The organism is Candidatus Pseudomonas auctus (assembly GCF_048654275.1).
GTDB lineage: Bacteria > Pseudomonadota > Gammaproteobacteria > Pseudomonadales > Pseudomonadaceae > Aquipseudomonas > Aquipseudomonas pharyngis.
In genome coordinates, this window is record NZ_JBJYZK010000018.1 from 1 (window position 1) to 25,105 (window position 25,105).

General features: G+C 60.9%; 25 protein-coding genes and 1 other RNA gene. 21 read left to right on the top strand and 5 right to left on the bottom strand.

Going from position 1 to position 25,105, the window contains the following annotated elements; genetic code table 11:
* Positions 1 to 92: 92 nt before the first annotated feature.
* Positions 93 to 1,133 (bottom strand): NADP(H)-dependent aldo-keto reductase, encoded by a 1,041-nt coding sequence (locus ACKUG4_RS25405; RefSeq protein WP_445435088.1) that lies wholly within the window; start codon positions 1,131 to 1,133, stop codon positions 93 to 95.
* A gap of 244 nt (positions 1,134 to 1,377) precedes the next feature.
* Between ACKUG4_RS25405 and rplM the strand changes: the two genes are divergently transcribed.
* The 7 genes from rplM (at position 1,378) to ACKUG4_RS25440 (ending at position 6,264) form a co-directional block, all read left to right on the top strand.
* Positions 1,378 to 1,806 carry a 50S ribosomal protein L13 gene (rplM, locus tag ACKUG4_RS25410; protein WP_003228062.1) on the top strand — a complete coding sequence of 143 codons (429 nt, stop codon included), beginning with the start codon at positions 1,378 to 1,380 and terminating at the stop codon, positions 1,804 to 1,806.
* A gap of 14 nt (positions 1,807 to 1,820) precedes the next feature.
* Positions 1,821 to 2,213 carry a 30S ribosomal protein S9 gene (gene rpsI, locus ACKUG4_RS25415; protein ID WP_039766266.1) on the top strand — a complete coding sequence of 131 codons (393 nt, stop codon included), beginning with the start codon at positions 1,821 to 1,823 and terminating at the stop codon, positions 2,211 to 2,213.
* A gap of 268 nt (positions 2,214 to 2,481) precedes the next feature.
* Positions 2,482 to 3,075, top strand: coding sequence for a ubiquinol-cytochrome c reductase iron-sulfur subunit (gene petA / locus ACKUG4_RS25420; protein WP_007917031.1), 594 nt, complete (start codon positions 2,482 to 2,484; stop codon positions 3,073 to 3,075).
* Entirely contained in the window at positions 3,075 to 4,286 is a 1,212-nt protein-coding gene (locus ACKUG4_RS25425) for a cytochrome b (protein ID WP_007956792.1), read from the top strand. Before petA ends, ACKUG4_RS25425 begins: the two co-directional genes overlap by 1 nt.
* Positions 4,286 to 5,068 carry a cytochrome c1 gene (locus ACKUG4_RS25430; protein ID WP_007956790.1) on the top strand — a complete coding sequence of 261 codons (783 nt, stop codon included), beginning with the start codon at positions 4,286 to 4,288 and terminating at the stop codon, positions 5,066 to 5,068. Before ACKUG4_RS25425 ends, ACKUG4_RS25430 begins: the two co-directional genes overlap by 1 nt.
* 148 nt (positions 5,069 to 5,216) lie before the next feature.
* Complete coding sequence (locus ACKUG4_RS25435; protein ID WP_011335872.1) at positions 5,217 to 5,834, top strand: glutathione S-transferase N-terminal domain-containing protein; 618 nt, start codon at positions 5,217 to 5,219, stop codon at positions 5,832 to 5,834.
* A gap of 16 nt (positions 5,835 to 5,850) precedes the next feature.
* Positions 5,851 to 6,264 (top strand): ClpXP protease specificity-enhancing factor, encoded by a 414-nt coding sequence (locus tag ACKUG4_RS25440; RefSeq protein ID WP_007956787.1) that lies wholly within the window; start codon positions 5,851 to 5,853, stop codon positions 6,262 to 6,264.
* A 98-nt stretch (positions 6,265 to 6,362) separates the two neighbouring features.
* On the opposite strand, the gene ACKUG4_RS25445 is transcribed toward ACKUG4_RS25440, so the two are convergent.
* The 4 genes from ACKUG4_RS25445 to ACKUG4_RS25460 all read right to left on the bottom strand — a co-directional run bounded on the left by ACKUG4_RS25445 (position 6,363) and on the right by ACKUG4_RS25460 (position 9,807).
* Complete coding sequence (locus ACKUG4_RS25445; protein WP_445435089.1) at positions 6,363 to 6,941, bottom strand: BON domain-containing protein; 579 nt, start codon at positions 6,939 to 6,941, stop codon at positions 6,363 to 6,365.
* The gene (locus ACKUG4_RS25450; RefSeq protein ID WP_007928463.1) at positions 6,938 to 7,531 is read right to left on the bottom strand and encodes a phosphoheptose isomerase; all 594 of its coding nucleotides are present in this window, start codon (positions 7,529 to 7,531) and stop codon (positions 6,938 to 6,940) included. The genes ACKUG4_RS25445 and ACKUG4_RS25450 overlap by 4 nt, the downstream gene beginning before the upstream one ends.
* Positions 7,532 to 7,633: 102 nt before the next feature.
* Positions 7,634 to 7,996: a YraN family protein gene (locus ACKUG4_RS25455; RefSeq protein ID WP_445435090.1), complete on the bottom strand. Its 363-nt coding sequence runs from the start codon at positions 7,994 to 7,996 to the stop codon at positions 7,634 to 7,636.
* Complete coding sequence (locus ACKUG4_RS25460; RefSeq protein WP_064599306.1) at positions 7,996 to 9,807, bottom strand: penicillin-binding protein activator; 1,812 nt, start codon at positions 9,805 to 9,807, stop codon at positions 7,996 to 7,998. The genes ACKUG4_RS25455 and ACKUG4_RS25460 overlap by 1 nt, the downstream gene beginning before the upstream one ends.
* Before the next feature lie 177 nt (positions 9,808 to 9,984).
* On the opposite strand from ACKUG4_RS25460, the gene rsmI reads away from it, so the two are divergent.
* The 14 genes from rsmI to ACKUG4_RS25530 all read left to right on the top strand — a co-directional run bounded on the left by rsmI (position 9,985) and on the right by ACKUG4_RS25530 (position 25,104).
* Positions 9,985 to 10,890 carry a 16S rRNA (cytidine(1402)-2'-O)-methyltransferase gene (rsmI, locus tag ACKUG4_RS25465; protein WP_085649196.1) on the top strand — a complete coding sequence of 302 codons (906 nt, stop codon included), beginning with the start codon at positions 9,985 to 9,987 and terminating at the stop codon, positions 10,888 to 10,890.
* Between the two features lie 73 nt (positions 10,891 to 10,963).
* An RNA gene (rnpB, locus tag ACKUG4_RS25470) (RNase P RNA component class A) lies at positions 10,964 to 11,317 on the top strand.
* A gap of 403 nt (positions 11,318 to 11,720) precedes the next feature.
* Positions 11,721 to 12,176, top strand: a complete 456-nt coding sequence (gene mraZ, locus ACKUG4_RS25475) for a division/cell wall cluster transcriptional repressor MraZ (protein WP_007917012.1) — start codon at positions 11,721 to 11,723, stop codon at positions 12,174 to 12,176.
* The gene (gene rsmH / locus ACKUG4_RS25480) at positions 12,173 to 13,120 is read left to right on the top strand and encodes a 16S rRNA (cytosine(1402)-N(4))-methyltransferase RsmH (RefSeq protein WP_039766256.1); all 948 of its coding nucleotides are present in this window, start codon (positions 12,173 to 12,175) and stop codon (positions 13,118 to 13,120) included. The genes mraZ and rsmH overlap by 4 nt, the downstream gene beginning before the upstream one ends.
* On the top strand, positions 13,117 to 13,410 hold the full coding sequence (ftsL, locus tag ACKUG4_RS25485; protein WP_007956777.1) for a cell division protein FtsL: 294 nt from the start codon (positions 13,117 to 13,119) through the stop codon (positions 13,408 to 13,410). Before rsmH ends, ftsL begins: the two co-directional genes overlap by 4 nt.
* Positions 13,410 to 15,149, top strand: a complete 1,740-nt coding sequence (locus ACKUG4_RS25490; protein ID WP_170844883.1) for a peptidoglycan D,D-transpeptidase FtsI family protein — start codon at positions 13,410 to 13,412, stop codon at positions 15,147 to 15,149. Before ftsL ends, ACKUG4_RS25490 begins: the two co-directional genes overlap by 1 nt.
* A complete protein-coding gene (locus ACKUG4_RS25495; RefSeq protein ID WP_163976425.1) occupies positions 15,149 to 16,612 on the top strand; it encodes a UDP-N-acetylmuramoyl-L-alanyl-D-glutamate--2,6-diaminopimelate ligase in 1,464 nt (487 codons plus the stop codon). The genes ACKUG4_RS25490 and ACKUG4_RS25495 overlap by 1 nt, the downstream gene beginning before the upstream one ends.
* Positions 16,605 to 17,972 (top strand): UDP-N-acetylmuramoyl-tripeptide--D-alanyl-D-alanine ligase, encoded by a 1,368-nt coding sequence (locus ACKUG4_RS25500; RefSeq protein ID WP_445435091.1) that lies wholly within the window; start codon positions 16,605 to 16,607, stop codon positions 17,970 to 17,972. Before ACKUG4_RS25495 ends, ACKUG4_RS25500 begins: the two co-directional genes overlap by 8 nt.
* Positions 17,972 to 19,054, top strand: a complete 1,083-nt coding sequence (gene mraY, locus ACKUG4_RS25505) for a phospho-N-acetylmuramoyl-pentapeptide-transferase (protein ID WP_007956769.1) — start codon at positions 17,972 to 17,974, stop codon at positions 19,052 to 19,054. The genes ACKUG4_RS25500 and mraY overlap by 1 nt, the downstream gene beginning before the upstream one ends.
* A 5-nt stretch (positions 19,055 to 19,059) precedes the next feature.
* Positions 19,060 to 20,406: a UDP-N-acetylmuramoyl-L-alanine--D-glutamate ligase gene (murD, locus tag ACKUG4_RS25510; protein WP_445435092.1), complete on the top strand. Its 1,347-nt coding sequence runs from the start codon at positions 19,060 to 19,062 to the stop codon at positions 20,404 to 20,406.
* On the top strand, positions 20,403 to 21,620 hold the full coding sequence (gene ftsW / locus ACKUG4_RS25515) for a putative lipid II flippase FtsW (protein WP_445435093.1): 1,218 nt from the start codon (positions 20,403 to 20,405) through the stop codon (positions 21,618 to 21,620). Before murD ends, ftsW begins: the two co-directional genes overlap by 4 nt.
* The gene (gene murG / locus ACKUG4_RS25520; protein WP_445435094.1) at positions 21,610 to 22,680 is read left to right on the top strand and encodes an undecaprenyldiphospho-muramoylpentapeptide beta-N-acetylglucosaminyltransferase; all 1,071 of its coding nucleotides are present in this window, start codon (positions 21,610 to 21,612) and stop codon (positions 22,678 to 22,680) included. The genes ftsW and murG overlap by 11 nt, the downstream gene beginning before the upstream one ends.
* Positions 22,673 to 24,133, top strand: a complete 1,461-nt coding sequence (gene murC / locus ACKUG4_RS25525; RefSeq protein WP_011335862.1) for a UDP-N-acetylmuramate--L-alanine ligase — start codon at positions 22,673 to 22,675, stop codon at positions 24,131 to 24,133. The genes murG and murC overlap by 8 nt, the downstream gene beginning before the upstream one ends.
* Complete coding sequence (locus ACKUG4_RS25530) at positions 24,130 to 25,104, top strand: D-alanine--D-alanine ligase (RefSeq protein WP_039766243.1); 975 nt, start codon at positions 24,130 to 24,132, stop codon at positions 25,102 to 25,104. Before murC ends, ACKUG4_RS25530 begins: the two co-directional genes overlap by 4 nt.
* The last annotated feature ends 1 nt before the right edge of the window (position 25,105 follow it).

Below are 25,105 nucleotides of genomic sequence, written 5' to 3' on the forward strand. Positions count from 1 at the left end.
CTGGCTAGAGTCGGAATCGAGCTTTTAGTCCCGCCCACCCCTTCAAGTCTAAACATACAAGCGAGCCTGCTCGCGAAGCTTCTAGCGGCTGATCAAGGTGCCGGGTTCGGATGATCCTTGTGAATGGCTTCAATCCCTTCCAGCACTTCCCTCGACAGTTTCAGCTCGTAGCTGGCGATGTTGCTGTCCAGTTGCTCCAGCGTCGTCGCGCCGATGATGTTGCTGGTGACGAACGGTTGCTGATTTACAAACGCCAGGGCCATTTGCGCCGGATCCAGGCCATGTTCACGGGCCAGTGCCACATAGCGGCTGCATGCTGCTTCCGATTGCGGGTTGAAATAGCGGCTGAAGCGGCTGTAGAGGCTCAGGCGACCTTTCGGCGGACGCGCCCCACCTTCGTACTTGCCCGACAGGAAACCGAACGCCAGCGGCGAATAGGCGAGCAGGCCGCACTGTTCACGGATGGCGATTTCTGCCAGGCCGATCTCAAAACTGCGGTTGAGCAGGTTGTACGGGTTCTGGATCGACACTGCGCGCGGCCAGCCCCGCGCTTCGGCCAGGGCGAGAAAACGCATGGTGCCCCACGGCGTTTCGTTGGAAAGACCGATGTGGCGGATCTTGCCGGCCCTCACTTGCTCATCGAGCGCCTCAAGGGTGTCTTCGAGCGGCGTCAGGTTGGCTTCGGTCTGGTGCTTGTAGCCCAGTTGTCCGAAAAAGTTGGTGCTGCGCTCCGGCCAGTGCAACTGGTAGAGGTCGATGTAGTCGGTCTGCAGGCGCTTGAGGCTGGCATCCACCGCTTCGGTGATGTGCTGGCGATTGTGGCGCAGGTTCCTGTCGCGGATGTAGTCGATGGTGTTGCCGGGGCCGGCGATCTTGCTGGCGAGGATCCAGTCGGCGCGGTCGCCGCGGCTCTTGAAGTAATTGCCGATGTAGCGCTCGGTGGTGGCGTAGGTGTCGGCTTTCGGTGGCACCGGATACATCTCGGCGGTGTCGAGGAAATTGATCCCGGCCTCTTTTGCCCGTTCGATCTGGGCGAAGGCTTCAGCTTCAGTGTTTTGCTCGCCCCAGGTCATGGTGCCGAGGCAGATTGCACTTACGTTCAGGTCGGTACGGCCTAGCTGGCGATAGTCCATCGGGTGCTCCTTGGGCAAAACAAGCATAAAAGCAGGTTGAAATTTTTTTCGCAATCTGCATAATTGCCGACCTCTTTCTGCAGTGGAAGTGATGCCCCGCCGCCGAAGAATCTTGCCGTTGAACGGACGCGCCGACCCGAGCCCCCGAAAGCGTCTGTATCCGGCTGCCTTTGACTTGTCAAAGTACGCACTATTCAGTAAGATCCGCCGTCTTATTTACAGGCGGCCCCTGAGGCTATAAAGAATGAAAACTTTTACTGCTAAACCGGAAACAGTAAAGCGCGACTGGTTTGTCGTCGACGCTGCTGGTCAGACCCTGGGTCGTCTGGCCACCGAAATCGCGAGCCGTCTGCGTGGCAAGCACAAGCCTGAGTACACTCCTCACGTTGACACCGGCGACTACATCGTCGTAATCAACGCCGAGCAGATCCGTGTTACCGGTGCTAAAACCACTGACAAAATGTACTACTCCCACTCCGGTTTCCCGGGCGGCATCAAGTCGATCAACTTTGAAAAGCTGATCGCCAAGGCCCCTGAGCGCGTGATCGAGACCGCGGTTAAAGGCATGCTGCCTAAAAACCCACTGGGTCGCGACATGTACCGTAAGCTGAAAGTCTATGCGGGCGCTGCACACCCTCATACTGCTCAGCAGCCCCAAGAACTGAAGATTTAACGGAATAGTTCATTATGTCGGCGACTCAAAATTACGGCACTGGCCGTCGCAAGACCGCAACCGCACGCGTTTTCCTGCGTCCGGGTACTGGTAACATCTCCATCAACAACCGCTCCCTGGACACGTTCTTCGGTCGCGAAACTGCCCGCATGGTAGTTCGTCAGCCGCTGGAACTGACTGAGACTGTCGAGAAGTTCGACATCTACGTCACCGTCATCGGTGGTGGTGTAAGTGGTCAGGCTGGCGCAATTCGCCACGGCATCACTCGCGCTCTGATGGACTACGACGAAACCCTGCGTGGCGCTCTGCGCAAAGCTGGCTTCGTTACTCGCGACGCCCGTGAAGTTGAACGTAAGAAAGTTGGTCTGCGTAAAGCGCGTAAGCGTCCGCAGTACTCGAAGCGTTAATTTCGCTTCCACGTTCAAAAAGAACGCCCGATTCCTCACGGAACCGGGCGTTTTTTTATGCGTGCGATTTCTTGAATAATTGCGCTGTGACAACTTGCCACATTCGTAGACCCCCTATACTACAAGGCTTGAGGGCCAGCCCTCCGGGTAATTACCTTGTCAGAATTGGGGGTTTTCATTACCATTCGGCAAAATTTTTATAAGTACATAGTTTCAATTTAGTAGACGCCTGATTTAACAGGCCACAAAGCTGATGGGAGAGGACTGAATGAGCAATGACGGCGTGAATGCAGGCCGGCGTCGCTTCTTGGTAGCAGCCACATCCGTGGTGGGTGCTGCAGGAGCGGTGGGGGCTGCGGTCCCGTTCGTGGGGTCATGGTTTCCCAGTGCCAAGGCGAAGGCTGCCGGAGCACCGGTGAAAGTGAATGTCAGCAAAATCGAGCCAGGACAGCAGATGATTGCTGAATGGCGCGGCCAGCCGGTGTTCATTGTCCGCCGTACCGAGGAAATCCTGGGGAATCTCAAAAAGATCGAAGGCCAACTCTCCGATCCGACCTCCAAAAACTCCACGCAACCCACTTATGTCGACCCTGAAGTGCGCTCGATCAAGCCGGAAATCCTGCTGCTGATCGGGATCTGCACTCACCTGGGTTGCTCACCGACCTTCCGTCCCGAAGTGGCACCCGCGGATCTGGGCAAAGACTGGGTAGGCGGTTATTTCTGCCCTTGCCACGGTTCCCACTACGATCTGGCTGGCCGCGTCTACAAGTCGCAACCTGCGCCTTTGAACCTGCCAGTACCCCCGCATTCCTATGAGACCGATGACCTGATTGTCATTGGCGTCGATACGGAGAAAGCGTGATGAGCAAGTTCATGGATTGGGTTGATGCACGCTTCCCCGCCACCAAAATGTGGGAAGACCATCTCAGCAAGTATTACGCTCCAAAAAACTTCAACTTCTTCTATTTCTTCGGCTCGCTGGCGCTGCTCGTTCTGGTCAACCAGATCGTCACCGGCGTCTGGCTGACCATGAGCTACACCCCGTCGGCGGAAGAAGCGTTCGCTTCCGTCGAATACATCATGCGCGACGTCGAGTACGGATCGATCCTGCGTCTGCTGCACTCCACCGGCGCTTCGGCGTTCTTCATCGTGGTCTATCTGCACATGTTCCGTGGCCTGCTCTACGGTTCGTACCAGAAACCGCGTGAGCTGGTGTGGGTCTTCGGCATGCTGATCTATCTGGCGCTGATGGCTGAAGCCTTCATGGGTTACCTGCTGCCGTGGGGCCAGATGTCCTACTGGGGTGCCCAGGTGATCATCTCGCTGTTCGGCGCGATTCCGGTCATCGGCAACGACCTGACCCAGTGGATCCGTGGTGACTACCTGATTTCCGGGATCACCCTGAACCGCTTCTTCGCCCTGCACGTGGTCGCGCTGCCGATCGTGATTCTCGGTCTGGTGGTGCTGCACATCCTGGCGCTGCACGAAGTCGGTTCGAACAACCCTGACGGCGTGGACATCAAGAAGCACAAAGATGAAAACGGTATCCCGCTGGACGGCATCGCCTTCCACCCGTACTACACCGTGAAAGATATCGTCGGCGTCGTGGTGTTCCTGTTTATCTTCTGCTTCATTGTGTTCTTCTTCCCGGAAATGGGCGGTTACTTCCTCGAAAAGCCTAACTTCGAGCAAGCCAACCCGTTCAAGACCCCTGAGCACATTGCACCGGTCTGGTACTTCACACCGTTCTACGCAATCTTGCGGGCGGTCCCTGACAAGCTCATGGGCGTTATCGCCATGGGGGCGGCCATTGCGGTGCTGTTCGTCCTGCCATGGCTGGACCGCAGCCCGGTCAAGTCGATGCGCTACAAAGGCTGGATGAGCAAGATCTGGCTGGTGGTGTTCTGCATTTCGTTCGTGATCCTCGGCATTCTGGGCGTTCTGGCCCCGACGCCAGGCCGTACGCTGCTGTCGCAGGTCTGCACCTTCCTGTACTTCGCCTACTTCATTCTGATGCCGTTCTACACCAGGCTCGAGAAGACCAAACCGGTTCCGGAAAGGGTGACTGGCTGATGAAAAAGTTATTTTTTGCTCTGATTTTTGCTGCTCTGCCAGTGCTGTCTTTCGCGGCCGAACACGGTGGTCCGGAACTGGAAAAGGTCGACATCGACGTTTCCGACAAGGCTGCCCTGCAGGATGGTGCGCGTACGTTCGCCAACTATTGCATGGGTTGTCACAGTGCCAAGTTTCAGCGTTACGAGCGTGTCGCCGATGACCTCGGTGTTCCGCACGAGCTGATGCTGGAAAAACTGGTGTTCACCGGCGCCAAGATCGGCGATCACATGAACATCGGTATGCAGCCGGCCGACGCCAAGACCTGGTTCGGCGCAGCGCCGCCGGACCTGACGCTGGTGGCTCGTGTTCGCGGCACCGACTGGCTCTACGGTTACCTCAAGTCGTTCTACGAAGATCCTGCACGTCCATGGGGCGTGAACAACAAGGTCTTCCCGAACGTCGGCATGCCTAACGTGCTGGTCGGCCTGCAAGGTCGTCAGGTCGTAGGTTGCAAACAGGTACAGATCGTCGAAGACGGCAAGAAGCAATATGACCCGCTGACCGGTACGCCTTTGACTCATGAAGCGTGCGATCAGTTGACCATCGTGCCGAAAACCGGAACCCTCAACGAAGAGCAGTTCGATGAGAAGGTCAAGAATCTGGTAACCTTCCTGGCTTACTCGGCTAACCCGGTTAAGCTGCAACATCAGCGCATCGGTACTTACGTCTTGTTGTACCTGGCGTTCTTCTTTGTGTTCGCCTACCTGCTCAAGCGTGAATACTGGAAAGACGTGCACTGATAACGCTTCAAGCAATTGCTGTTAATCGCGCGCGCCCAAGGGCGCCTCTGAAAACGCAACGCCTGGTTATCCAACGGTTGCGGGAGGCGCCCTCTGGGCGCGCGCGTTTTTCCGGCTCCGACAATTTCAACAAGCGAGGAGGATCGCCATGGGCGTGACCAATCGGTTGGCCTGTTACTCCGACCCCGCCGACCACTATTCCCACCGAGTGCGCATCGTGCTTGCAGAGAAGGGTGTCAGCGCCGAAATCATTTTTGTGGAGGCTGGTCGTCAGCCGCCTAAACTGATTGAAGTGAACCCTTACGGCAGTCTGCCCACGCTGGTCGATCGTGACCTGGCGTTGTGGGAGTCGACCGTGGTGATGGAGTATCTGGATGAGCGTTACCCGCATCCACCGTTGATGCCTGTGTACCCGGTGGCGCGTGCCAACAGCCGTCTGCTGATTCATCGTATTCAGCGCGACTGGTGTGGTCTGGTGGATCTGATTCTGGATTCGCGCACCAAGGAAGCGGCTCGTGCCGTGGCGCGCAAGGAATTGCGCGAAAGCCTGACGGGCGTGTCGCCGCTGTTTGCCGACAAGCCGTTTTTCCTCAGTGAGGAACAAAGTCTGGTGGATTGCTGCCTATTGCCAATACTCTGGCGTTTGCCGATTCTGGGTATAGAACTGCCGCGGCCGGCCAAGCCGCTGCTTGATTATATGGAGCGTCAGTTTGCGCGTGAGGCATTCCAGGCGAGTCTGTCTGGTGTCGAACGCGACATGCGCTAAGGCTTAAGGAGCCGCTATGAACTCCAGTCGACCTTATCTGGTCCGCGCGCTCTACGAGTGGATTGTAGATAACGATTGCACCCCGCACATGCTGGTCAATTCCGAGTACCCGGCGGTGCAGGTGCCACAGGGATTTGCCAGCGACGGGCAGATTGTCCTGAACATTTCGCCAAGTGCCGTGCGGCATTTGCACATGGACAACGACGTTGTGACCTTCGAAGGTCGCTTCGGCGGCGTCCCGCATAGTCTGTACGTGCCTATTGCTGCAATCCTGGGCATCTACGCCCGGGAAAACGGTCAGGGCATGGTGTTCGATCTCGAGTCGCCGATGGATGACGAGGACGAGATCGAGCAGGACGACGACGTTCCGCCACCGGACAGCGAGCCGCCGCGCCCAAGCGGCCGGCCAAGCCTGAAAGTGGTGAAGTAATAAAAAAGGCGATCCGGTTGGATCGCCTTTTTTGTGCCAGTGGGAGCGAGCCTGCTCGCGATAGCGCTGTCGTAAGCGCCACCGAGGGCAAGTCGTTCTCAGTCGATGTACTCGAACAGCTTCACAATCTTCTGCACACCGGAAACGCCCTGCACCAGGTTGGTCGCCTGGGCGGCTTCCTGTTTGGTCAGCAGTCCCAGCAGGTAGACAATGCCATTCTCGGTCACGACCTTGATCCGCGAGCCAGGAATGCTGGCGTCAGTGAGCATCTGGGTCTTGATCTTGGTGGTCAGCCAGGCATCGTTCTGGCGGGCCAGCAGGGAGGAGGGCTGCAACACTTGCAGTTCGTTATGGACCTTTTTCACGCGCTGAACGTTGGCGGCGGCCTGTTCGGCCTTCTCCTTGAGGTCCGCGCGCGGGGTCTGACCGGCCAGCAGCACAACGCCGTTGAAGCTGGTGACGACGATGTGCGAGTCGTTGTCCAGGGCCGGATCGGTCTTGGCCACGTTAACGCCGACTTTGGTTTCGATCAGCGAGTCATCGATCTTGCTGCCGAAAGTGCGGGTGCCGCGGTCGTCTTCGATCGGCGCTTCACGGCTGGCATTCACCACAGAGGTGCAGCCGCTGATGCCGAGGCACAGGGTCAAGGCCAGAAGGCCAAGGCGATTAGGGGTCATTCTTCACTCCCGAACAGTTGGCTGTCGATCAGATCGCAAAGGCAATGGATCGCCAGCAAGTGGACTTCCTGAATACGTGCGGTGACATTGGCCGGTACGCGAATCTCGACGTCTTCGGGCAGCAGCAGCGAAGCCATGCCGCCGCCATCGCGTCCGGTCAATGCTACGACAATCATTTCGCGATCATGTGCGGCCTGGATCGCCTGAATAATGTTCGCCGAGTTGCCGCTGGTCGAAATTGCCAGCAGCACGTCACCCGGCTGGCCGAGTGCGCGGATCTGCTTGGAGAACACTTCGTTGTAGCTGTAGTCGTTGGCGATCGAGGTGATGGTCGAACTGTCGGTGGTCAGTGCGATGGCTGGCAGGCTAGGACGCTCACGCTCGAAGCGGTTGAGCAGTTCCGAGGAGAAGTGCTGGGCATCGCCGGCCGAGCCGCCGTTGCCGCACGAGAGCATTTTTCCCTCGTTGAGCAGGGCGTTGACCATCACCTGGCTGGCTTGCTCGATGTGCGGTGCAAGTACGTCCATCGCCTGTTGCTTGGTGTCGATGCTGGCCTGGAAAAGCTGGCGAATTCGGGATTGCATGTCCATCTGTGTGACCTTAATTAGCGCGGCTGTCCGGCACGTGAATGTGCAGCCCGCAAAGCAAAGAGCAAAAGTGTTGAGTGAAAGTGTCCGGGTCGGAGCAGGCGGTCAACTGTCGAACGCATTCTGCAACCAGTTCAGCTGACCGTGGCGGCTGTCGATGGCCACCACGTCGAAGCGGCAGGGGGAATTGGCCCAACGCGACTCGCGCTGAAGAAAATACTGTGCGGCGAAAATCAGTTTCTGCTGTTTGCGCTCGTCGATGCTGTCGAGTGCGCCACCCCATTGAGTGTTCTTTCGGTAACGGACTTCGACGAATACTACTGTATCGCCATCAAGCATGACCAGATCAAGCTCACCGCGCTTGCATAACCAGTTCTGCGCCAGCAGGCGCAGACCCTGGTGTTGCAGATGCTCGAGCGCCTGGCGCTCGGCATCCTTGCCGCTTTGCAGGTGTGACCTGTCGGGCATCAGCGTGGAGTGTCCGGCAGGCGCTGAATCTGACCGCTGACGAACTGCGCCCATGGCAACTGACGCACAACGCGCTGGGACTGGGTCATGCCCAGGCTGCCCGACTGACCTTCGATACGGCTGTCCGGCAGTGCCTTGAGCTGATCCAGGCGTGGCGCCAGACGATACGCATCAACGCCCATCGCGTACAGGCGGCCCAGGCTGCCGGCGGCTTGTGGCCATTGCGCGGTGACCTGCTGGCGCAGCGGATCGCTGGTTTCCAGCAGCCACGGGGTTTCGCAGAAGCGCACGCCGTTCATGTCGTTGTACTGGTTCACGTCGCCGCTGGCGCTGAACACGTGGGAGGTCGCGTAGACCGGCACGTCACCGGCGTACTGGAAGTTCAGGGTCGGCTTGATCTGCTGCGCCTGCTGTGGGGTGGCGGCGAGGAAGATGAATTCGATGTCCTGGCGACGCGAAGGCTGGGCGGCAACGTTGGTGCCGGCGGCATTCTGCAGGCTCTTCGCGCGGGCTTCGCTTTGACGCAGCTGGAACATGTCGGCGATCTGCTGGGCCAGTTGCACCGGCTGGTCGACGCGCTCGGTGGCGACAATGCTGCCGCCGTTGGCTTGCCAGTCCTGGCTGAAGGCACGCAGGACGCGGTCGCCCCATTCGCCTTTCGGCACCATGATGGCGGCGCGATGCAGGCCGTCGGCACGGGCGCGGCGGGAGACTTCGCGGGCTTCGTCTTCAGCGGCCAGACCGAACTGGAACAGCTGCGCCGGGCCTTGATCGCCTTCGCTGTAGTTCAGGGCGAGGGTGGTGATCGGCAATTGCGGGCGAGTGCTCAGCTGTTTGACCAGCGGCTTCTCCAGCGGGCCGACGACCAGTTGCACGCCATCGGCCTGGGCCTTGCGGTAGAACTCGTCGAGGTTGGTCAGTTTCGAGCTGTCATAGAATTCGATGGCCGGTGGTTTCTGGCCGGCTTGCTGAGCCTGATAGTGCGCGGCCATGAAGCCGTCACGCAGGGCCTTGCCGACCGAGGCCAACTGGCCGTCCTGTGGCAACAGCAGGGCAATCTTGCTCAGAGGCTGGCTGGCCAGCTCCTTGAGTTTGGTCAGGGGCAGCGGCAGGTTGATTGCAGCTGGGTGTTTCGGATGCTGGTTGCGCCAGTTGTCGATGGCGGCTTGCTGTTGCTCCAGGGTGCCGGCGGTTTTCACTGCCAGAGCCAGGCTCATCCAGCCGCCAAGATCATCGGTGGTGTTCGCTTGCAGTTGATCGGCCGGCAGCGACGCAATCAGGGTCCAGATCGCTTCGTGGTTCTTGCTGGCGGCTTCGCCTTCCAGCATCGGCGCGATGAAGATGCGTTCGCGGGCGGCCGCCAGGGTCTGGCCGTCGGCTTCAAGGGCGCGGGCGTGAACGGTGCCGGCGCGAACTTGCAGCGGTACGGACATTTCGCTCAGGCGTTGCAGGCTTGGGTGGCTCAGGGCGGTCAGCGCGGCTTTCGGCTGGTTGCGGGTCATGGCCAGTTCTGCAGACAGCGTGCTGGCGAAGGCCTGCTGGCCGGGCTGGAGTTGTTCCATCGGCACTTGCTGCAGGATTTGCGCGGACTGTCCGGCATTGCCCTGGCGGTACGCCATATCTGCCGCGCTCAGGCGCAGCAGCGCAGCCTTGTCCGGCGATTTGGCCTGGGCAGCCTGTTCGAGCAGTTGCTCGATGGTGGCATCCGGGGTCCGTGGAAGTTCGCCAAGGCTGGAGGAAGGGGAGCTGGCGCAAGCCGCCAACAAGGCAGCGAGGCAGAGGGCAGTGAACAGCCGCAGGCAAGCGATCATGTAAGTGTTCCTGATACTCGATCAAATTAGCGTCGAATTGTACCCAAGCACTGGCCGGGGCGCGATGTTACTGGCGTGAAACCGTCAATTTAGCTGATACAAAGAGTGCGCAGCCTCACAATGGTGCGACAAACCGTGTCCGACCCGGACGCATCGTCCGGCGCACGACGCGCTACAATGGCGGCTTTTACCGATCATGAGGTGTGCGCTTTGACTGCTCCAGGTCCTTTGAATTCCGCTGCGGGCTCGCTTTATGTGGTGGCGACGCCCATCGGCAACCTGGATGACATCAGCGCCCGGGCGTTGAAGATCCTGCGCGAGGTGGCGCTGATCGCCGCCGAAGATACGCGCCACTCCCAACGCCTGATGCAGCACTTCGGCATTACCACGCCGCTGGCAGCCTGTCATGAGCACAATGAGCGGGACGAAGGCAGTCGTTTCATCACCCGTCTTCTGGCAGGAGACAACGTCGCGCTGATTTCCGATGCCGGTACGCCGCTGATTTCCGATCCCGGTTATCACTTGGTACGTCAGGCGCGTGCTGCGGGGATCAATGTGGTGCCGGTGCCAGGTGCGTGCGCATTGATCGCGGCGTTGTCGGCTGCCGGTCTGCCGTCCGACCGTTTTATCTTCGAAGGCTTTCTGCCGGCCAAGGCCGTGGGGCGCAAAGCGCGTCTGGAAGCCATCAAGGAAGAACCGCGCACACTGATTTTCTACGAGGCGCCGCATCGTATTCTGGAATGCCTGCAGGATATGGAGGCGGTATTCGGCGCTGATCGCCCTGCATTGCTCGCTCGTGAAATCACCAAGACCTTTGAAACCCTCAAGGGATTGCCGTTGAGCGAGTTGCGGGCGTTCGTCGAGGCGGACAGTAATCAGCAGCGCGGCGAATGCGTTGTGGTAGTGGCGGGCTGGACCGCGCCGGAATCCGAAGACGCCGTCAGCAGCGAGGCGATGCGCATCCTCAATCTGTTGCTGGAAGAGATGCCGCTCAAGCGTGCGGCGGCCTTGGCGGCGCAAATCACCGGTGAGCGCAAAAACGTGCTGTACCAGGTGGCGCTGGATCAGCAAAAAGACGCGTAACCCGTCGCGCAGACCGGTTTGCGGGCTATTAGCGCTTGTTCTTCGGCCGCTCTGCCGTTAACCTGCGCGGCGGAGAGTCGATCGGACAGTCGCTGCCCTCTATGAAAATTAGGGGGGGGAGGAAAGTCCGGGCTCCATAGGGCGAAGTGCCAGGTAATGCCTGGGAGGCGTGAGCCTACGGAAAGTGCCACAGAAAATAACCGCCTAAGCGCTTCGGCGCCGGTAAGGGTGAAAAGGTGCGGTAAGAGCGCACCGCACGTCTGGCAACAGTTCGTGGCTAGGTAAACCCCACTTGGAGCAAGACCAAATAGGGTCCCAAGGCGTGGCCCGCGCTGGGACCGGGTAGGTTGCTAAAGATGTCCAGTGATGGCCATCGTAGACGAATGACTGTTCAAGACAGAACCCGGCTTACAGATCGACTCTCCACCTTTTTCTTTTCCCTGCTTGAATTAAAGGCGACAGGGCTGTTTATTATCAGCAGGCCTGCGCTGGAAACCTGGCAGCGGCAAACGCAGTAATAGCCATTTCCCACCTTGCTTCAATCAACAGCAGAAGCGCTTTTGTAATACCGAAAAAATCTTACTCTTAACAAATTACTTTAACTTTCGAGCGCAGCTTTCAGTGCTGCTTCAAGTTATTGGATAAAAGCATCCGCCAGATTCTCGTTGCTCCTCCTTTTATGCTCCTAAATCTCCGTTCTGTAAGGGTTTTCCTTTAATCCGCGCCTTGACGGTGTGGTGGGCGCATTCCTATAGTGTGCGCAAGTGGCGGAAAGTGGCATGAAGTGGGTTTTTTGAGCTCAAAACGATAAAAATTGGAGAAACGCAGACGTGTTTCGCGGAGCTAACGCTATCAGTCTCGATGCAAAGGGCCGTCTCGCCATGCCGAGCCGGTACCGTGACGAGCTCGATTCGCGCAGCTCTGGCCAGTTGATCGTGACCATTGATGCCGTTGATCCATGTTTGTGTGTCTACCCGCTCGATGAGTGGGAAATTATTGAAACCAAGTTGCGCGCGCTTCCTTCGCTTCGCGAAGAGAACCGTCGTCTGCAACGTTTATTGATTGGTAATGCCGTTGACCTCGAGCTCGACGGCAGTGGTCGTTTCCTGGTGCCGCCGCGCCTGCGCGAATACGCGAAGCTCGACAAGCGCGCGATGCTGGTGGGCCAACTGAACAAGTTCCAACTGTGGGACGAAGATGCCTGGAACGCGGTTTCTGCCGCTGACCTGGCTGCCATACAACAACCGGGCGCCATGCCTGACGAACTGCGTGATCTGATCCTGTGACTATTGATAGCGGCTTTAACCACATCACCGTACTGCTTGACGAAGCCGTCGAGGCTCTCGCCGTACGTCCTGATGGCTGCTATCTGGACGGCACGTTCGGTCGCGGCGGGCACAGCCGGTTGATCCTGAGCAAGCTCGGGCCGGATGGTCGGCTCATCGGATTCGACAAGGATCCTCAAGCGATTGCCACCGGGCAAACGCTAGCGGCCGAAGACGGCCGCTTTGTCGTTGTGCAGCGCAGCTTTGCCGAGCTCGGTTCGGTGGTTGCCGAACAGGGTCTGGCCGGCAAGGTCAGCGGCATTCTGCTGGATCTGGGCGTGTCTTCGCCGCAGCTCGATGATGCCGAGCGCGGCTTCAGCTTCCTCAACGACGGTCCGCTGGACATGCGCATGGATCCGTCCCGTGGCATCAGCGCCGCCGAGTTCGTCAACACCGCGCCCGTGGAAGAAATCGCCCGTGTGTTCAAGGAATACGGCGAAGAACGCTTCTCCGGTCGCATGGCCCGTGCCGTGGCCGAACGTCGTGACATCACGCCGTTCGAGCGCACCGCCGATCTGGCCGAAGTCCTGAAAGTCGCCAACCCGGCGTGGGAAAAGGGCAAGAACCCGGCAACTCGCGCTTTCCAGGGCCTGCGCATTCACGTCAACAACGAACTGGGCGATCTGGAAGCGGGTCTTGAAGCCGCGCTCGAATGCCTGGAAGTGGGCGGTCGTCTGGTCGTGATCAGCTTCCACTCGCTGGAAGACCGTATCGTCAAACTGTTCATGCGCAAGCTGGTGAAAGGCGAAGCCGACAACCTGCCGCGCAACCTGCCGGTTCGCCATGTTGCGTTCGAACCGAAAATCAAAGTCCATGGCAAAGCGCAGACGGCCTCCGACGCCGAACTCAAAGCCAACCCACGTTCCCGTAGCGCCGTCATGCGCGTCGCGGAGAAGCTGCGGTGAGCAAGCTTTTCGCCAAGCCACTGCCCGGCGGCAGCTTTTTCATGCTGCTGTTGTTCATCGGCGTGCTCGTGTCGGCCATCGGCGTGTCTTACAGCGCTCACTGGAACCGGCAGTTGCTCAACACCCTTTACAACGAACTGAGCGTGCGCGACAAGGCGCAGGCCGAATGGGGGCGCCTGATCCTGGAGCAAAGCACCTGGACCGCCCACAGCCGGATCGAAGTGCTGGCCACCGAACAACTGAAGATGCACATTCCCGGCGCGGCTGACGTGAAGATGGTGGCGCCATGATGAAACTCGAGGGGGCTCTTTTCCCATGGCGTTTCCGTCTGATGGTGGCACTGCTCGGCGTGATGGTCGCGGCGATCTGCTGGCGCATCATCGACCTGCAAGTGGTTGACCGTGACTTCCTCAAAGGCCAGGGCGACGCGCGCAGTCTTCGGCACATTCCTATTCCGGCTCACCGTGGTCTGATCACCGACCGTAACGGCGAGCCGCTGGCCGTGAGTACCCCGGTGACCACGCTGTGGGCCAACGCCAAGGAAATGCAGACCGCCAAAGAGAAGTGGCCGGCACTGGCCGCCGCGCTGGGGCAGGATCCTAAAGCCTTGGCCGAACGCCTCGAAGCCCAGGCCAACAAGGAATTCATTTATCTGGTGCGCGGGTTGACCCCCGAGCAGGGCCAGGCCGTGCTCGACCTGAAAGTGCCGGGCGTCTACGGCATCGAAGAGTTCCGCCGGTTCTACCCGGCCGGTGAAGTCACCGCGCACATGGTCGGGTTCACCGACATCGATGACCACGGTCGTGAAGGTGTCGAACTGGCCTACGACGAATGGCTGGCCGGCGTACCCGGCAAGCGGCAAGTCATCAAGGATCGGCGTGGACGGCTGATCAAGGATGTCCAGGTCACCAAAAACGCCAAGGCCGGCAAGCCCTTGGCGTTGTCGATTGACCTGCGCCTGCAATACCTGGCCAACCGCGAACTGCGCAACGCGATCATTGAGAACGGTGCGAAAGCCGGCAGTCTGGTGATCATGGACGTGAAGACCGGCGAGATCCTCGCCATGGTCAACCAGCCGACCTACAACCCGAACAACCGTCGCAACCTGCAACCGGCGATGATGCGTAACCGCGCGATGATCGATGTGTTCGAACCCGGTTCGACCATGAAAGCGATCTCGATGAGCGCCGCGATCGAAACCGGCCGCTGGAAACCGAGCGACACCGTCGAGGTGTATCCGGGCTCCCTGCAGATCGGCAAATACACGATCAAGGACGTGTCGAAGACCGAAGGTCCGGTGCTCGACCTGACCGGCATTCTGATCAATTCCAGTAACGTCGGCATGAGTAAGGTCGCGTTCGATATCGGCGGCGAAACCATTTTCCGCCTCGCACAGAAAGTTGGCCTCGGCCAGGACACCGGCCTCGGCTTCCCGGGCGAACGTGTCGGCAACCTGCCGAACTACCGCGAGTGGCGCAAGGCCGAGACCGCGACGCTGTCCTACGGCTACGGCATCTCGGTGACCGCGATCCAGCTGGTGCATGCGTTCTCGGCGCTGGCCAATAACGGGCGTCTGGCACCACTGACCCTGATCAAAACCGACAAGGCGCCGCAGACCACCCAGGTGCTGCCGGAAGCCGTCGCCAAAACCATGCAAGGCATGCTGCAACAAGTGATCGAAGCCCCGCGCGGCGTGTTCCGTGCGCAGGTGCCGGCGTATCACGTGGGCGGCAAGTCCGGTACCGCGCGTAAAACATCGGTTGGCACCAAGGGCTATGCCGAAAACTCTTACCGCTCGCTGTTCGCCGGTTTCGGCCCGATGAGCGATCCACGTTATGCAATCGTCGTGGTGATCGATGAACCGACCAAGGCCGGTTACTTCGGTGGTCTGGTCTCGGCGCCGGTGTTCAGCCGCGTGATGTCGGGCACCCTGCGCCTGATGAACGTTACCCCGGACAACCTGCCGACCACACAACAGGCCAACGCCACCCCGGTCGTTCCGCTGAAAGCCAATGGAGGGCGCGGCTGATGTCTCTGAGTCTGAACAAGATTTTCCCCCACGCCGGCCATGATCTGTTGATCCGTGAACTGGCGCTCGACAGTCGCAATGTACGCGCGGGTGATCTGTTCCTCGCGGTGCCGGGCGGTAAGTTCGACGGGCGTGCGCACATCGCCGACGCCTTGCAGCGCGGTGCTGCTGCGGTGGCCTATGAAGTGGAAGGCGCCACCGTGCTGCCGATCACCGAAGTTCCGCTGATTCCGGTCAAGGGCCTGGCGGCGCAACTGTCTGACATCGCCGGGCGTTTTTACGGTGAGCCGAGTCATCACCTGAACCTGATCGGCGTGACCGGCACCAACGGCAAGACCAGCGTGACCCAGTTGGTGGCGCAGGCGCTGGACTTGCTCGGCCAGCATTGCGGCATCGTCGGCACCCTCGGCTCCGGTTTTCATGGCGCGCTGCAAAGCGGCCTGCACACCACGCCGAATCCGATTGCCATGCAAGCGACCTTGGGCGACCTGAAAAAGGCCGGCGCCAAAGCCGTGGCCATGGAAGTCTCGTCCCACGGTCTGGATCAAGGCCGGGTTACCGCGCTGGCATTCGATGTGGCAGTGATGACCAACCTGTCCCGTGATCACCTCGATTACCACGGCACCATGGAAGCGTACGCCGAGGCAAAGGCCCGGCTGTTCGCCTGGAATGACCTGAAGTGCCGCGTGGTCAATCTCGACGACGATTTCGGCCGGCAACTGGCCGCTGAAAAGCGCGAGTCACGTTTGATCACTTACAGCCTGCTCGACAGCAGCGCCTATCTCTATGTGCGTGAAGCGCAGTTCGACGACGAAGGCGTGCGCGCCACGCTGGTCACGCCGCAAGGCGAACGCCATCTGCGCAGCACGCTGCTCGGCCGTTTCAATCTGAGCAACGTACTGGCCGCCGTCGGTGCATTGCTCGGTCTCGATTACGCCCTCGACGAAATTCTCAAGGTGCTGCCAAAGCTCGAAGGCCCGGCCGGTCGCATGCAGCGTCTCGGCGGCGGCACCCAGCCGCTGGTGGTGGTCGATTACGCCCACACTCCGGATGCCCTGGAAAAAGTGCTGACCGCACTGCGCCCGCATGTCAAAGGCCAATTGCTGTGTCTGTTCGGCTGCGGCGGTGATCGCGATCGCGGCAAGCGTCCGTTGATGGCTGAAGTGGTCGAGCGTCTGGCCGACCGCGTGCTGGTCACCGATGACAATCCGCGCACCGAAGACCCGGCGGTGATTTTCGATGATATCCGCGCCGGCTTCACGGCTGTGGACAAGGTGACGTTCGTGGCCGGTCGTGGCCAGGCCATCGCGCAACTGATTGCCGGCGCTTCGGCGGATGACGTGATCGTTCTGGCCGGCAAAGGTCACGAGGACTATCAGGAAATCAACGGCGAGCGCCATGCATTCTCTGATCTGGTCGAGGCGGATCACGCCCTGACCGCGTGGGAGGTGGCCCATGCTTAAGGCCCTGAAACTCAGCGAGCTGACCAGCGCGCTCGACGCCCGCCTGATCAGCGCCGACGCCAGTTTTGACGGCGTGAGCATCGACAGCCGCGCGATCAAGGCTGGCCAACTGTTTATCGCCCTGACCGGCCCGCGTTTCGACGGTCATGACTATCTGAATGAAGTCGCCGCCAAAGGCGCCGTTGCGGCATTGGTCGAGCGCGAAGTCGCCGACAGCACGCTGCCGCAATTGCTGGTCAAGGACACTCGCCAGGCGCTCGGCCAGCTGGGTGCCTTGAACCGTGCCGCGTTCACCAAACCGGTCGCTGCGGTTACCGGCTCCAGTGGCAAGACCACGGTCAAGGAAATGCTCGCAAGCATCCTGCGCACACGCGGTCCGGTGCTGGCGACCCGTGGCAACCTGAATAACGATCTGGGTGCGCCGCTGACCCTGCTCGAACTCGCCCCGGAACACAGCGCGGCGGTGATCGAACTGGGCGCCTCGCGTCTGGGTGAAATCGCCTACACCGTAGGGCTGACCAAGCCGCACGTAGCGATCCTCAACAACGCCGGGACCGCCCACGTCGGTGAGTTCGGCGGGCCGGAGAAAATCGTCGAAGCCAAGGGCGAGATCATCGACGGGCTGGCGGCCGATGGCGTCGCCGTGCTGAACCTCGATGACAAGGCGTTTGGTATCTGGAAAACCCGCGCCGGCGCGCGCAAGGTGCTGACGTTTGCCCTGAGCAACACTCATGCGGATTTTTACGCCAGCGATCTGGCCACCGATGCCCGTGGTTGTCCGGCGTTCAACCTTCACACTCCTGAAGGTATGGAACGGGTTCAACTGAACCTGCTCGGCACCCACAACGTCGCCAACGCCATGGCCGCCGCCGCTGCCGCTCACGCCTTGGGCGTGTCGCTGTTCGGCATTGCCACCGGGCTTGGCGCGGTACAACCGGTCAAGGGTCGCACCGTCGCGCAACTGGCGAAAAACGGCATGCGCGTGATCGATGACACTTACAACGCGAACCCCACCTCGATGTGCGCGGCCGTTGATATACTCGCCGGCTTTTCCGGTCGCACCGTTCTGGTGCTCGGGGATATCGGCGAGTTGGGCGACTGGGCGGAGCAGGGGCACCGCGACGTGGGCGAATACGCCCGGGGCAAGGTTTCCGCGCTTTACGCTGTCGGGCCGAACATGGTCCACGCCGTGAACGCATTCGGTAACGAGGCGCAGCACTTCGGCACACAAGCCGAACTGATCCAGGCCCTCGGCGCCGAGCAGGACACAAACACCACCATTTTGATCAAGGGTTCGCGCAGCGCAGCGATGGAAAACATCGTTGCGGCCCTGTGCGGGTCCAGTCTGGAGAAACATTAATGCTGCTGCTGCTAGCGGAGTATCTGCAACAGTTCTACAAAGGCTTCGCGGTCTTCCAGTACCTGACCCTGCGCGGGATCCTCGGTGTGCTGACCGCGCTGGTCTTGTCGCTGTGCTACGGCCCGTGGATGATCCGCACCCTGCAGAACCGTCAGATCGGCCAGTCCGTTCGTAACGACGGCCCGCAATCGCACCTGTCCAAATCCGGTACGCCGACCATGGGCGGTGCGCTGATTCTGTCTTCGATCGGAGTCAGCACTCTGCTTTGGGCTGACCTGAGCAACCGCTACGTGTGGGTCGTGCTGCTGGTGACCCTGCTGTTCGGCGCCATCGGCTGGGTCGACGACTACCGCAAGGTGATCGAGAAGAACTCCCGTGGCCTGCCGAGCCGCTGGAAATATTTCTGGCAGTCGGTGTTCGGCCTCGGTGCGGCGATCTTCCTTTATATGACTGCCAGCACTCCGGTGGAAACCACCCTGATCCTGCCGATGCTCAAGGACTACAGCATTCCGCTGGGCGCGGGTTTCATCGTGCTGACGTACTTTGTGATCGTTGGCTCGAGCAACGCGGTCAACCTCACCGACGGCCTCGACGGTCTGGCGATCATGCCGACAGTGATGGTGGGCGGTGGTCTGGGCATCTTCTGCTACCTGTCGGGTAACGTGAAATTCGCGGAATACCTGCTGATTCCTTACGTACCGGGCGCAGGCGAGCTGATCGTGTTCTGCGGCGCACTGATCGGTGCCGGCCTGGGCTTCCTGTGGTTCAACACCTACCCGGCACAAGTCTTCATGGGCGACGTCGGCGCACTGGCGCTGGGCGCGGCCCTGGGCACCATCGCGGTGATCGTCCGTCAGGAAATCGTCCTGTTCATCATGGGCGGTGTGTTCGTGATGGAAACCCTGTCAGTCGTCATTCAGGTTGCCTCCTTTAAGCTGACCGGTCGCCGTGTGTTCCGCATGGCACCGATTCACCACCACTTTGAACTCAAGGGCTGGCCCGAGCCGCGCGTGATCGTCCGTTTCTGGATCATCACCGTGATTCTCGTGCTGATCGGCCTTGCCACCCTGAAGCTGAGGTAGAACGAGTGTCTCTGATCGCTTCTGACCACTTCCGCATCGTTGTCGGCCTCGGCAAGAGCGGCATGTCCCTGGTTCGCTTCCTGGCGAACCGGGGCGTGGCGTTTGCTGTGGCCGATACGCGGGAAAATCCACCGGAACTGGCCACGCTCCAGCGTGACTATCCGCACGTGGAAGTGCGTTGTGGCGAGCTGGACGTCGAGTTCCTGTGCCGTGCCGACGAGCTCTACGTGAGCCCCGGCCTGGCGCTGGCGACCCCGGCCCTGCAAGCCGCCGCGGCCCGTGGCGTGAAGCTGTCCGGCGACATCGAGCTGTTCGCGCGCAACGCGAAGGCGCCGATCGTGGCCATCAGCGGTTCCAATGCGAAAAGCACCGTCACCACCCTGGTCGGCGAGATGGCGGCTGCGGCCGGCAAGCGCGTGGCCGTGGGCGGCAACCTCGGTACGCCGGCGCTGGATCTGCTCAGCGATGACGTCGAGCTGTACGTGATGGAGCTGTCGAGCTTCCAGCTGGAAACCACCGACCAGCTCAACGCCGAAGTGGCGACCGTGCTCAACATCAGCGAAGACCACATGGATCGCTACAGCGGTCTGCCGGCCTACCACCTGGCCAAGCACCGGATCTTCCGGGGTGCGAAGCAGTTCGTGGTCAACCGCCAGGACGCTTTGACCCGTCCGCTGATGGGCGAGGGCCAGCCGTGCTGGACCTTCGGCCTGACCAAACCCGATTTCAAGGCGTTCGGCCTGCGCGAAGAGAATGGCGAGAAATACCTGGCCTTCGAATTCCAGAACCTGATGCCGGTGCGCGAGTTGAAGATTCGCGGCGCCCACAACCAGTCCAACGCCCTGGCGGCGCTGGCGCTCGGCCACGCGGTCGGGCTGCCGTTCGACGCCATGCTGTCGGCGCTGCGCACCTTCGCCGGTCTCGAACACCGTTGCCAGTGGGTACGTGATCTGGACGGCGTCGGTTACTACAACGATTCCAAGGCCACCAACGTCGGCGCTGCGCTGGCCGCCATCGAAGGTCTGGGTGCGGACATCGACGGCAAGGTCGTGCTGATCGCCGGTGGCGATGGCAAGGGTGCCGACTTCAAGGACCTGCGCGATCCGGTGGCGGCCCACTGCCGCGCCGTGATCCTGATGGGTCGCGACTCCGACAAGATCGGCGAAGCGATCGGCGATGCCGTACCGCTGACTCGTGCGATTACGCTGGTCGACGCGGTCGCCCAATGCCGCGCCGCCGCCCAGCCGGGTGACGTGGTGCTGCTGTCGCCGGCCTGCGCCAGTTTCGACATGTTCAAGAACTACGAAGACCGTGGTCACCAGTTCGTCCGCGCCGTGGAGGATCTGGCATGAGCTTGAGAAACATCATCAAGCCATATCCGTCGCCGCTGATTACCGGACGCGGAATCGACCTCGACTTTCCGATGCTCGCCGGTTGCCTGGCGTTGCTCGGTCTGGGCCTGATCATGATCGCCTCGGCATCGACAGAAGTCGGCGCGGCGCAGTCGGGCAGTGCTCTCTATTACATGACCCGTCACCTGATCTACGTGGTGCTCGGCCTCGGTGCCTGCATCGTCACCATGATGATCCCGATCGCCACCTGGCAGCGCCTCGGCTGGATGATGCTGATCGGTGCGTTCGGTCTGCTGGTGATGGTGATCGTCCCGGGGATCGGCCGTGAGGTGAACGGTTCGATGCGCTGGATCGGTTTCAGCTTCTTCAACGTTCAACCGTCCGAGATCGCCAAGGTGTTCGTGGTGATCTACCTCGCCGGTTACCTGGTGCGTCGCCAGAAAGAGGTGCGCGAGAGCTGGATGGGCTTCTTCAAGCCATTCATCGTGCTGCTGCCGATGGCGGGCCTGCTGCTGATGGAGCCGGACTTCGGTGCCACCGTCGTGATGATGGGCGCTGCGGCGGCGATGCTGTTCCTCGGCGGGGTCGGGCTGTTCCGGTTCTCGCTCATGGTGGTGCTGGCCGTTGGTGCGGTGGTGTTGCTGATTCAGATGCAGCCGTACCGGATGGCGCGTCTGACCAACTTCGCCGACCCGTGGGCCGACCAGTTCGGCGCCGGTTATCAATTGTCGCAAGCCTTGATCGCGTTCGGTCGCGGTGAATGGCTGGGTGTTGGTCTTGGCAACAGCGTGCAGAAACAGTTCTACCTGCCGGAAGCGCACACCGACTTCGTGTTCTCGGTTCTCGCCGAAGAGCTCGGCGCCGTGGGCTCGCTGTGCACCGTGGCGCTGTTCGTGTTCGTGTGTATTCGCGGGATGTACATCGGTCTGTGGGCCGAGAAGGCCAAACAGTTTTTTGCCGCTTATGTTGCCTACGGCCTGTCGTTCCTGTGGATCGGCCAGTTCCTGATCAACATCGGCGTGAACGTCGGCCTGTTGCCGACCAAGGGCCTGACCTTGCCGTTCCTCAGTTATGGCGGCAGTTCCCTGGTGATCTGCTGCGCCTGCCTTGGCCTGTTGCTGAGGATCGAGTGGGAGAGCCGGACCCACCTGGGCAGTGAAGAGATGGAATTCCATGAGAGCGACTTCGCCGATGAGCCGAACCATGGGCGCTAACGTATTGATCATGGCCGGCGGTACCGGTGGCCACGTGTTCCCGGCGCTGGCCTGTGCCCGCGAATTCCAGGCGCGCGGCTACACCGTGCACTGGCTCGGGACGCCGCGCGGGATCGAGAACGATCTGGTACCGGCGGCAGGTATTGAACTGCACCGCATCAACGCCACTGGCCTGCGTGGCAAGGGCAAGCTGTCGCTGCTCAAGGCGCCGTTCATGCTGCTGAAATCGGTATGGCAGGCGCGGGCGATCATTCGCCGCTTGCGGCCGGTGTGCGTGGTCGGATTCGGCGGCTATGTGACCGGCCCCGGTGGTCTTGCCGCCAAACTGGCCGGCGTGCCGGTGATCGTTCATGAGCAGAACGCCGTGGCCGGCACCGCCAATCGGTTGCTGGTGCCGTTCGCCGCCCGGGTGTGTGAAGCGTTCCCCGACACCTTTACCCTGTCGGACAGCCGCCGTACCACCGGTAACCCGGTGCGCAGCGAGCTGTTCCTCGAAACACCGCGCCCGGTCCTGGCCGGACGCAAGGCGCGTTTGCTGATCCTGGGCGGAAGCCTGGGCGCAGAGCCGTTGAACAAGTTGCTGCCTGAAGCCTTGGCACAAGTCGCTGCCGACTTGCGTCCGGAAGTGTTCCATCAGGCCGGCAGAAACCACGATGAAGTGACTGCAGAGCGCTACCGCGCCGCCGGCGTGGACGCGCAGGTGCAGCCGTTCATCAAAGACATGGCCCAGGCCTATGGCTGGGCTGACCTGGTGGTGTGCCGCGCCGGCGCATTGACCATCAGCGAACTGGCCGCCGCCGGTCTGCCCTCGATGCTGGTGCCCTTGCCCCACGCGATCGACGATCACCAGACCCGCAACGCCGATTATTTGGCCCGCGAAGGCGCTGCCTTCCTGATGCCGCAAAGAACGACTGGTGCCGCGGACCTTGCCGCGCGCCTGACAGAGGTCTTGATGCAACCGCAACGACTCGAACAAATGGCCCAAGCGGCCCGCCGTCTGGCGAAACCCGAAGCCACCCGCAGCGTGGTCGATACCTGTCTGGAGGTGGCCCATGGTTGAGAATCAGAAAGCCATGCCGCAACCGGAAATGCGCCGCATCCGTCGCATCCACTTCGTCGGGATCGGCGGCGTGGGCATGTGCGGTATTGCCGAAGTGCTGCTGAACCTGGGCTATGAAGTGTCCGGTTCCGACCTGAAAGCTTCGCCGGTGACCGAGCGCCTGGAATCCTTCGGTGCGCAGATCTTCATCGGCCACCGTGCCGAGAACGCCGCTGCCGCCGATGTGCTGGTGGTGTCGAGCGCCGTCAACACCTCCAACCCGGAAGTCGCGACTGCGCTGGAACGCCGCATCCCGGTGGTGCCGCGTGCCGAAATGCTCGCCGAGCTGATGCGCTACCGCCACGGCATCGCCGTCGCCGGTACCCACGGCAAGACCACCACCACCAGCCTGATCGCTTCGGTGTTCGCCGCCGGTGGTCTGGATCCGACCTTCGTCATCGGTGGCCGTCTGAACGCCGCTGGCACCAATGCCCAGCTCGGCACCAGCCGTTACCTGATCGCCGAGGCCGATGAAAGCGACGCCAGCTTCCTGCACCTGCAACCGCTGGTGGCCGTGGTTACCAACATCGACGCCGACCACATGGCGACCTACGACGGTGACTTCAACAAACTGAAGAAAACCTTCGTCGAGTTCCTGCACAACCTGCCGTTCTACGGGCTTGCGGTGATGTGCCTGGACGATCCGGTGGTGCGTGAAATCCTGCCGCTGGTCAAGCGTCCGACCGTGACCTATGGCTTCAGCGAAGACGCCGACGTGCGCGCGATCAATGTTCGTCAGCAGGGCATGCAGACCTTCTTTACTGTGCTGCGCCCTGATCGCGAGCCTCTTGATGTGTCCGTGAACATGCCGGGCAACCACAACGTGCTCAACTCCCTGGCGACCATCTGCATCGCCACCGACGAAGGCGTCAGCGATGAAGCCATCGTCCAGGGCCTGTCCGGGTTCCAGGGTGTCGGCCGACGCTTCCAGGTCTACGGCGAACTGCCGGTGGACGGCGGCAATGTGATGCTGGTCGACGACTACGGTCACCACCCGACCGAAGTTGCCGCAGTCATCAAAGCCGTGCGCGGTGGCTGGCCGGAGCGCCGTCTGGTGATGGTCTACCAGCCGCACCGTTACAGCCGCACCCGTGACCTGTACGACGATTTCGTCAATGTCCTGGCCGACGCCAACGTGCTGCTGCTGATGGAAGTTTATCCGGCCGGCGAAGAGCCGATTCCGGGCGCGGACAGCCGCAAGCTGTGCAACAGCATCCGCCAGCGCGGTCAGCTCGATCCGATCTACATCGAGCGCGGTGTCGACCTGGCGCCGCTGGTCAAGCCGTTGCTGCGTGCCGGCGACATTCTGCTGTGCCAGGGCGCCGGTGACATCGGCGGCCTCGCACCGAAACTGTTGAAAAGCGAGTTGTTCGCCGGTGCCGTGGCGGCATCGGTCGAGGGGAAGTTGAAATGACTGCTGCCTACGCCAACCTGTTCTCCACCATCGCCCCGAAGGATTTCGGCCGTGTGGCCGTGCTGTTCGGTGGCCTGAGTGCCGAGCGTGAAGTCTCGCTGAAGTCCGGCAATGCCGTGCTCAGTGCGCTGCAAAGCGCGGGTGTGGACGCGTTCGGCATTGACGTCGGCGCCGATATCCTGCAGCGCCTGCTGAGCGAGAAGATCGACCGCGCGTTCATCATCCTCCACGGTCGCGGCGGTGAAGACGGCAGCATGCAGGGCCTGCTCGAAGTGGCCGGCATTCCGTACACCGGCAGCGGCATCCTGGCTTCGGCGCTGGCGATGGACAAACTGCGCACCAAGCAGGTCTGGCACACGCTCGGGATTCCGACGCCACGTCACGCCGTGCTGCGCAGCGAGGCCGATTGTATTTCGGCAGCGACGGAACTGGGCTTCCCTTTGATCGTCAAACCGGCGCATGAAGGTTCAAGTATCGGGATGGCCAAAGTGACTTCCGCGTCCGAGTTGATCGACGCATGGAAAGCGGCCAGTACCTACGATTCGCAAGTGTTGGTCGAGCAATGGATCCACGGTCCGGAGTTCACCATCGCCACCCTGCGTGACCAGGTGTTGCCTCCTATCGCCCTGGGTACGCCACACACGTTCTACGACTACGACGCCAAGTACATTGCCAACGATACCCAGTATCGGATTCCGTGCGGGCTCGATGCCGCCAAGGAAAAAGAACTCATGGACCTCACGGCGCAAGCCTGCGAGGCGCTGGGTATTGCCGGTTGGGGTCGGGCGGACGTGATGCAGGACGCCGACGGCAAGTTCTGGTTCCTGGAAGTCAACACCGCTCCCGGCATGACCGATCACAGCCTGGTACCGATGGCGGCGAAAGCGGCCGGTCTGGATTTCCAGCAACTGGTCCTGGCCATTCTGGCCGCCAGTGTCGATGCCGATGGCAAGAAAGAGGCGCGAGGTTAAG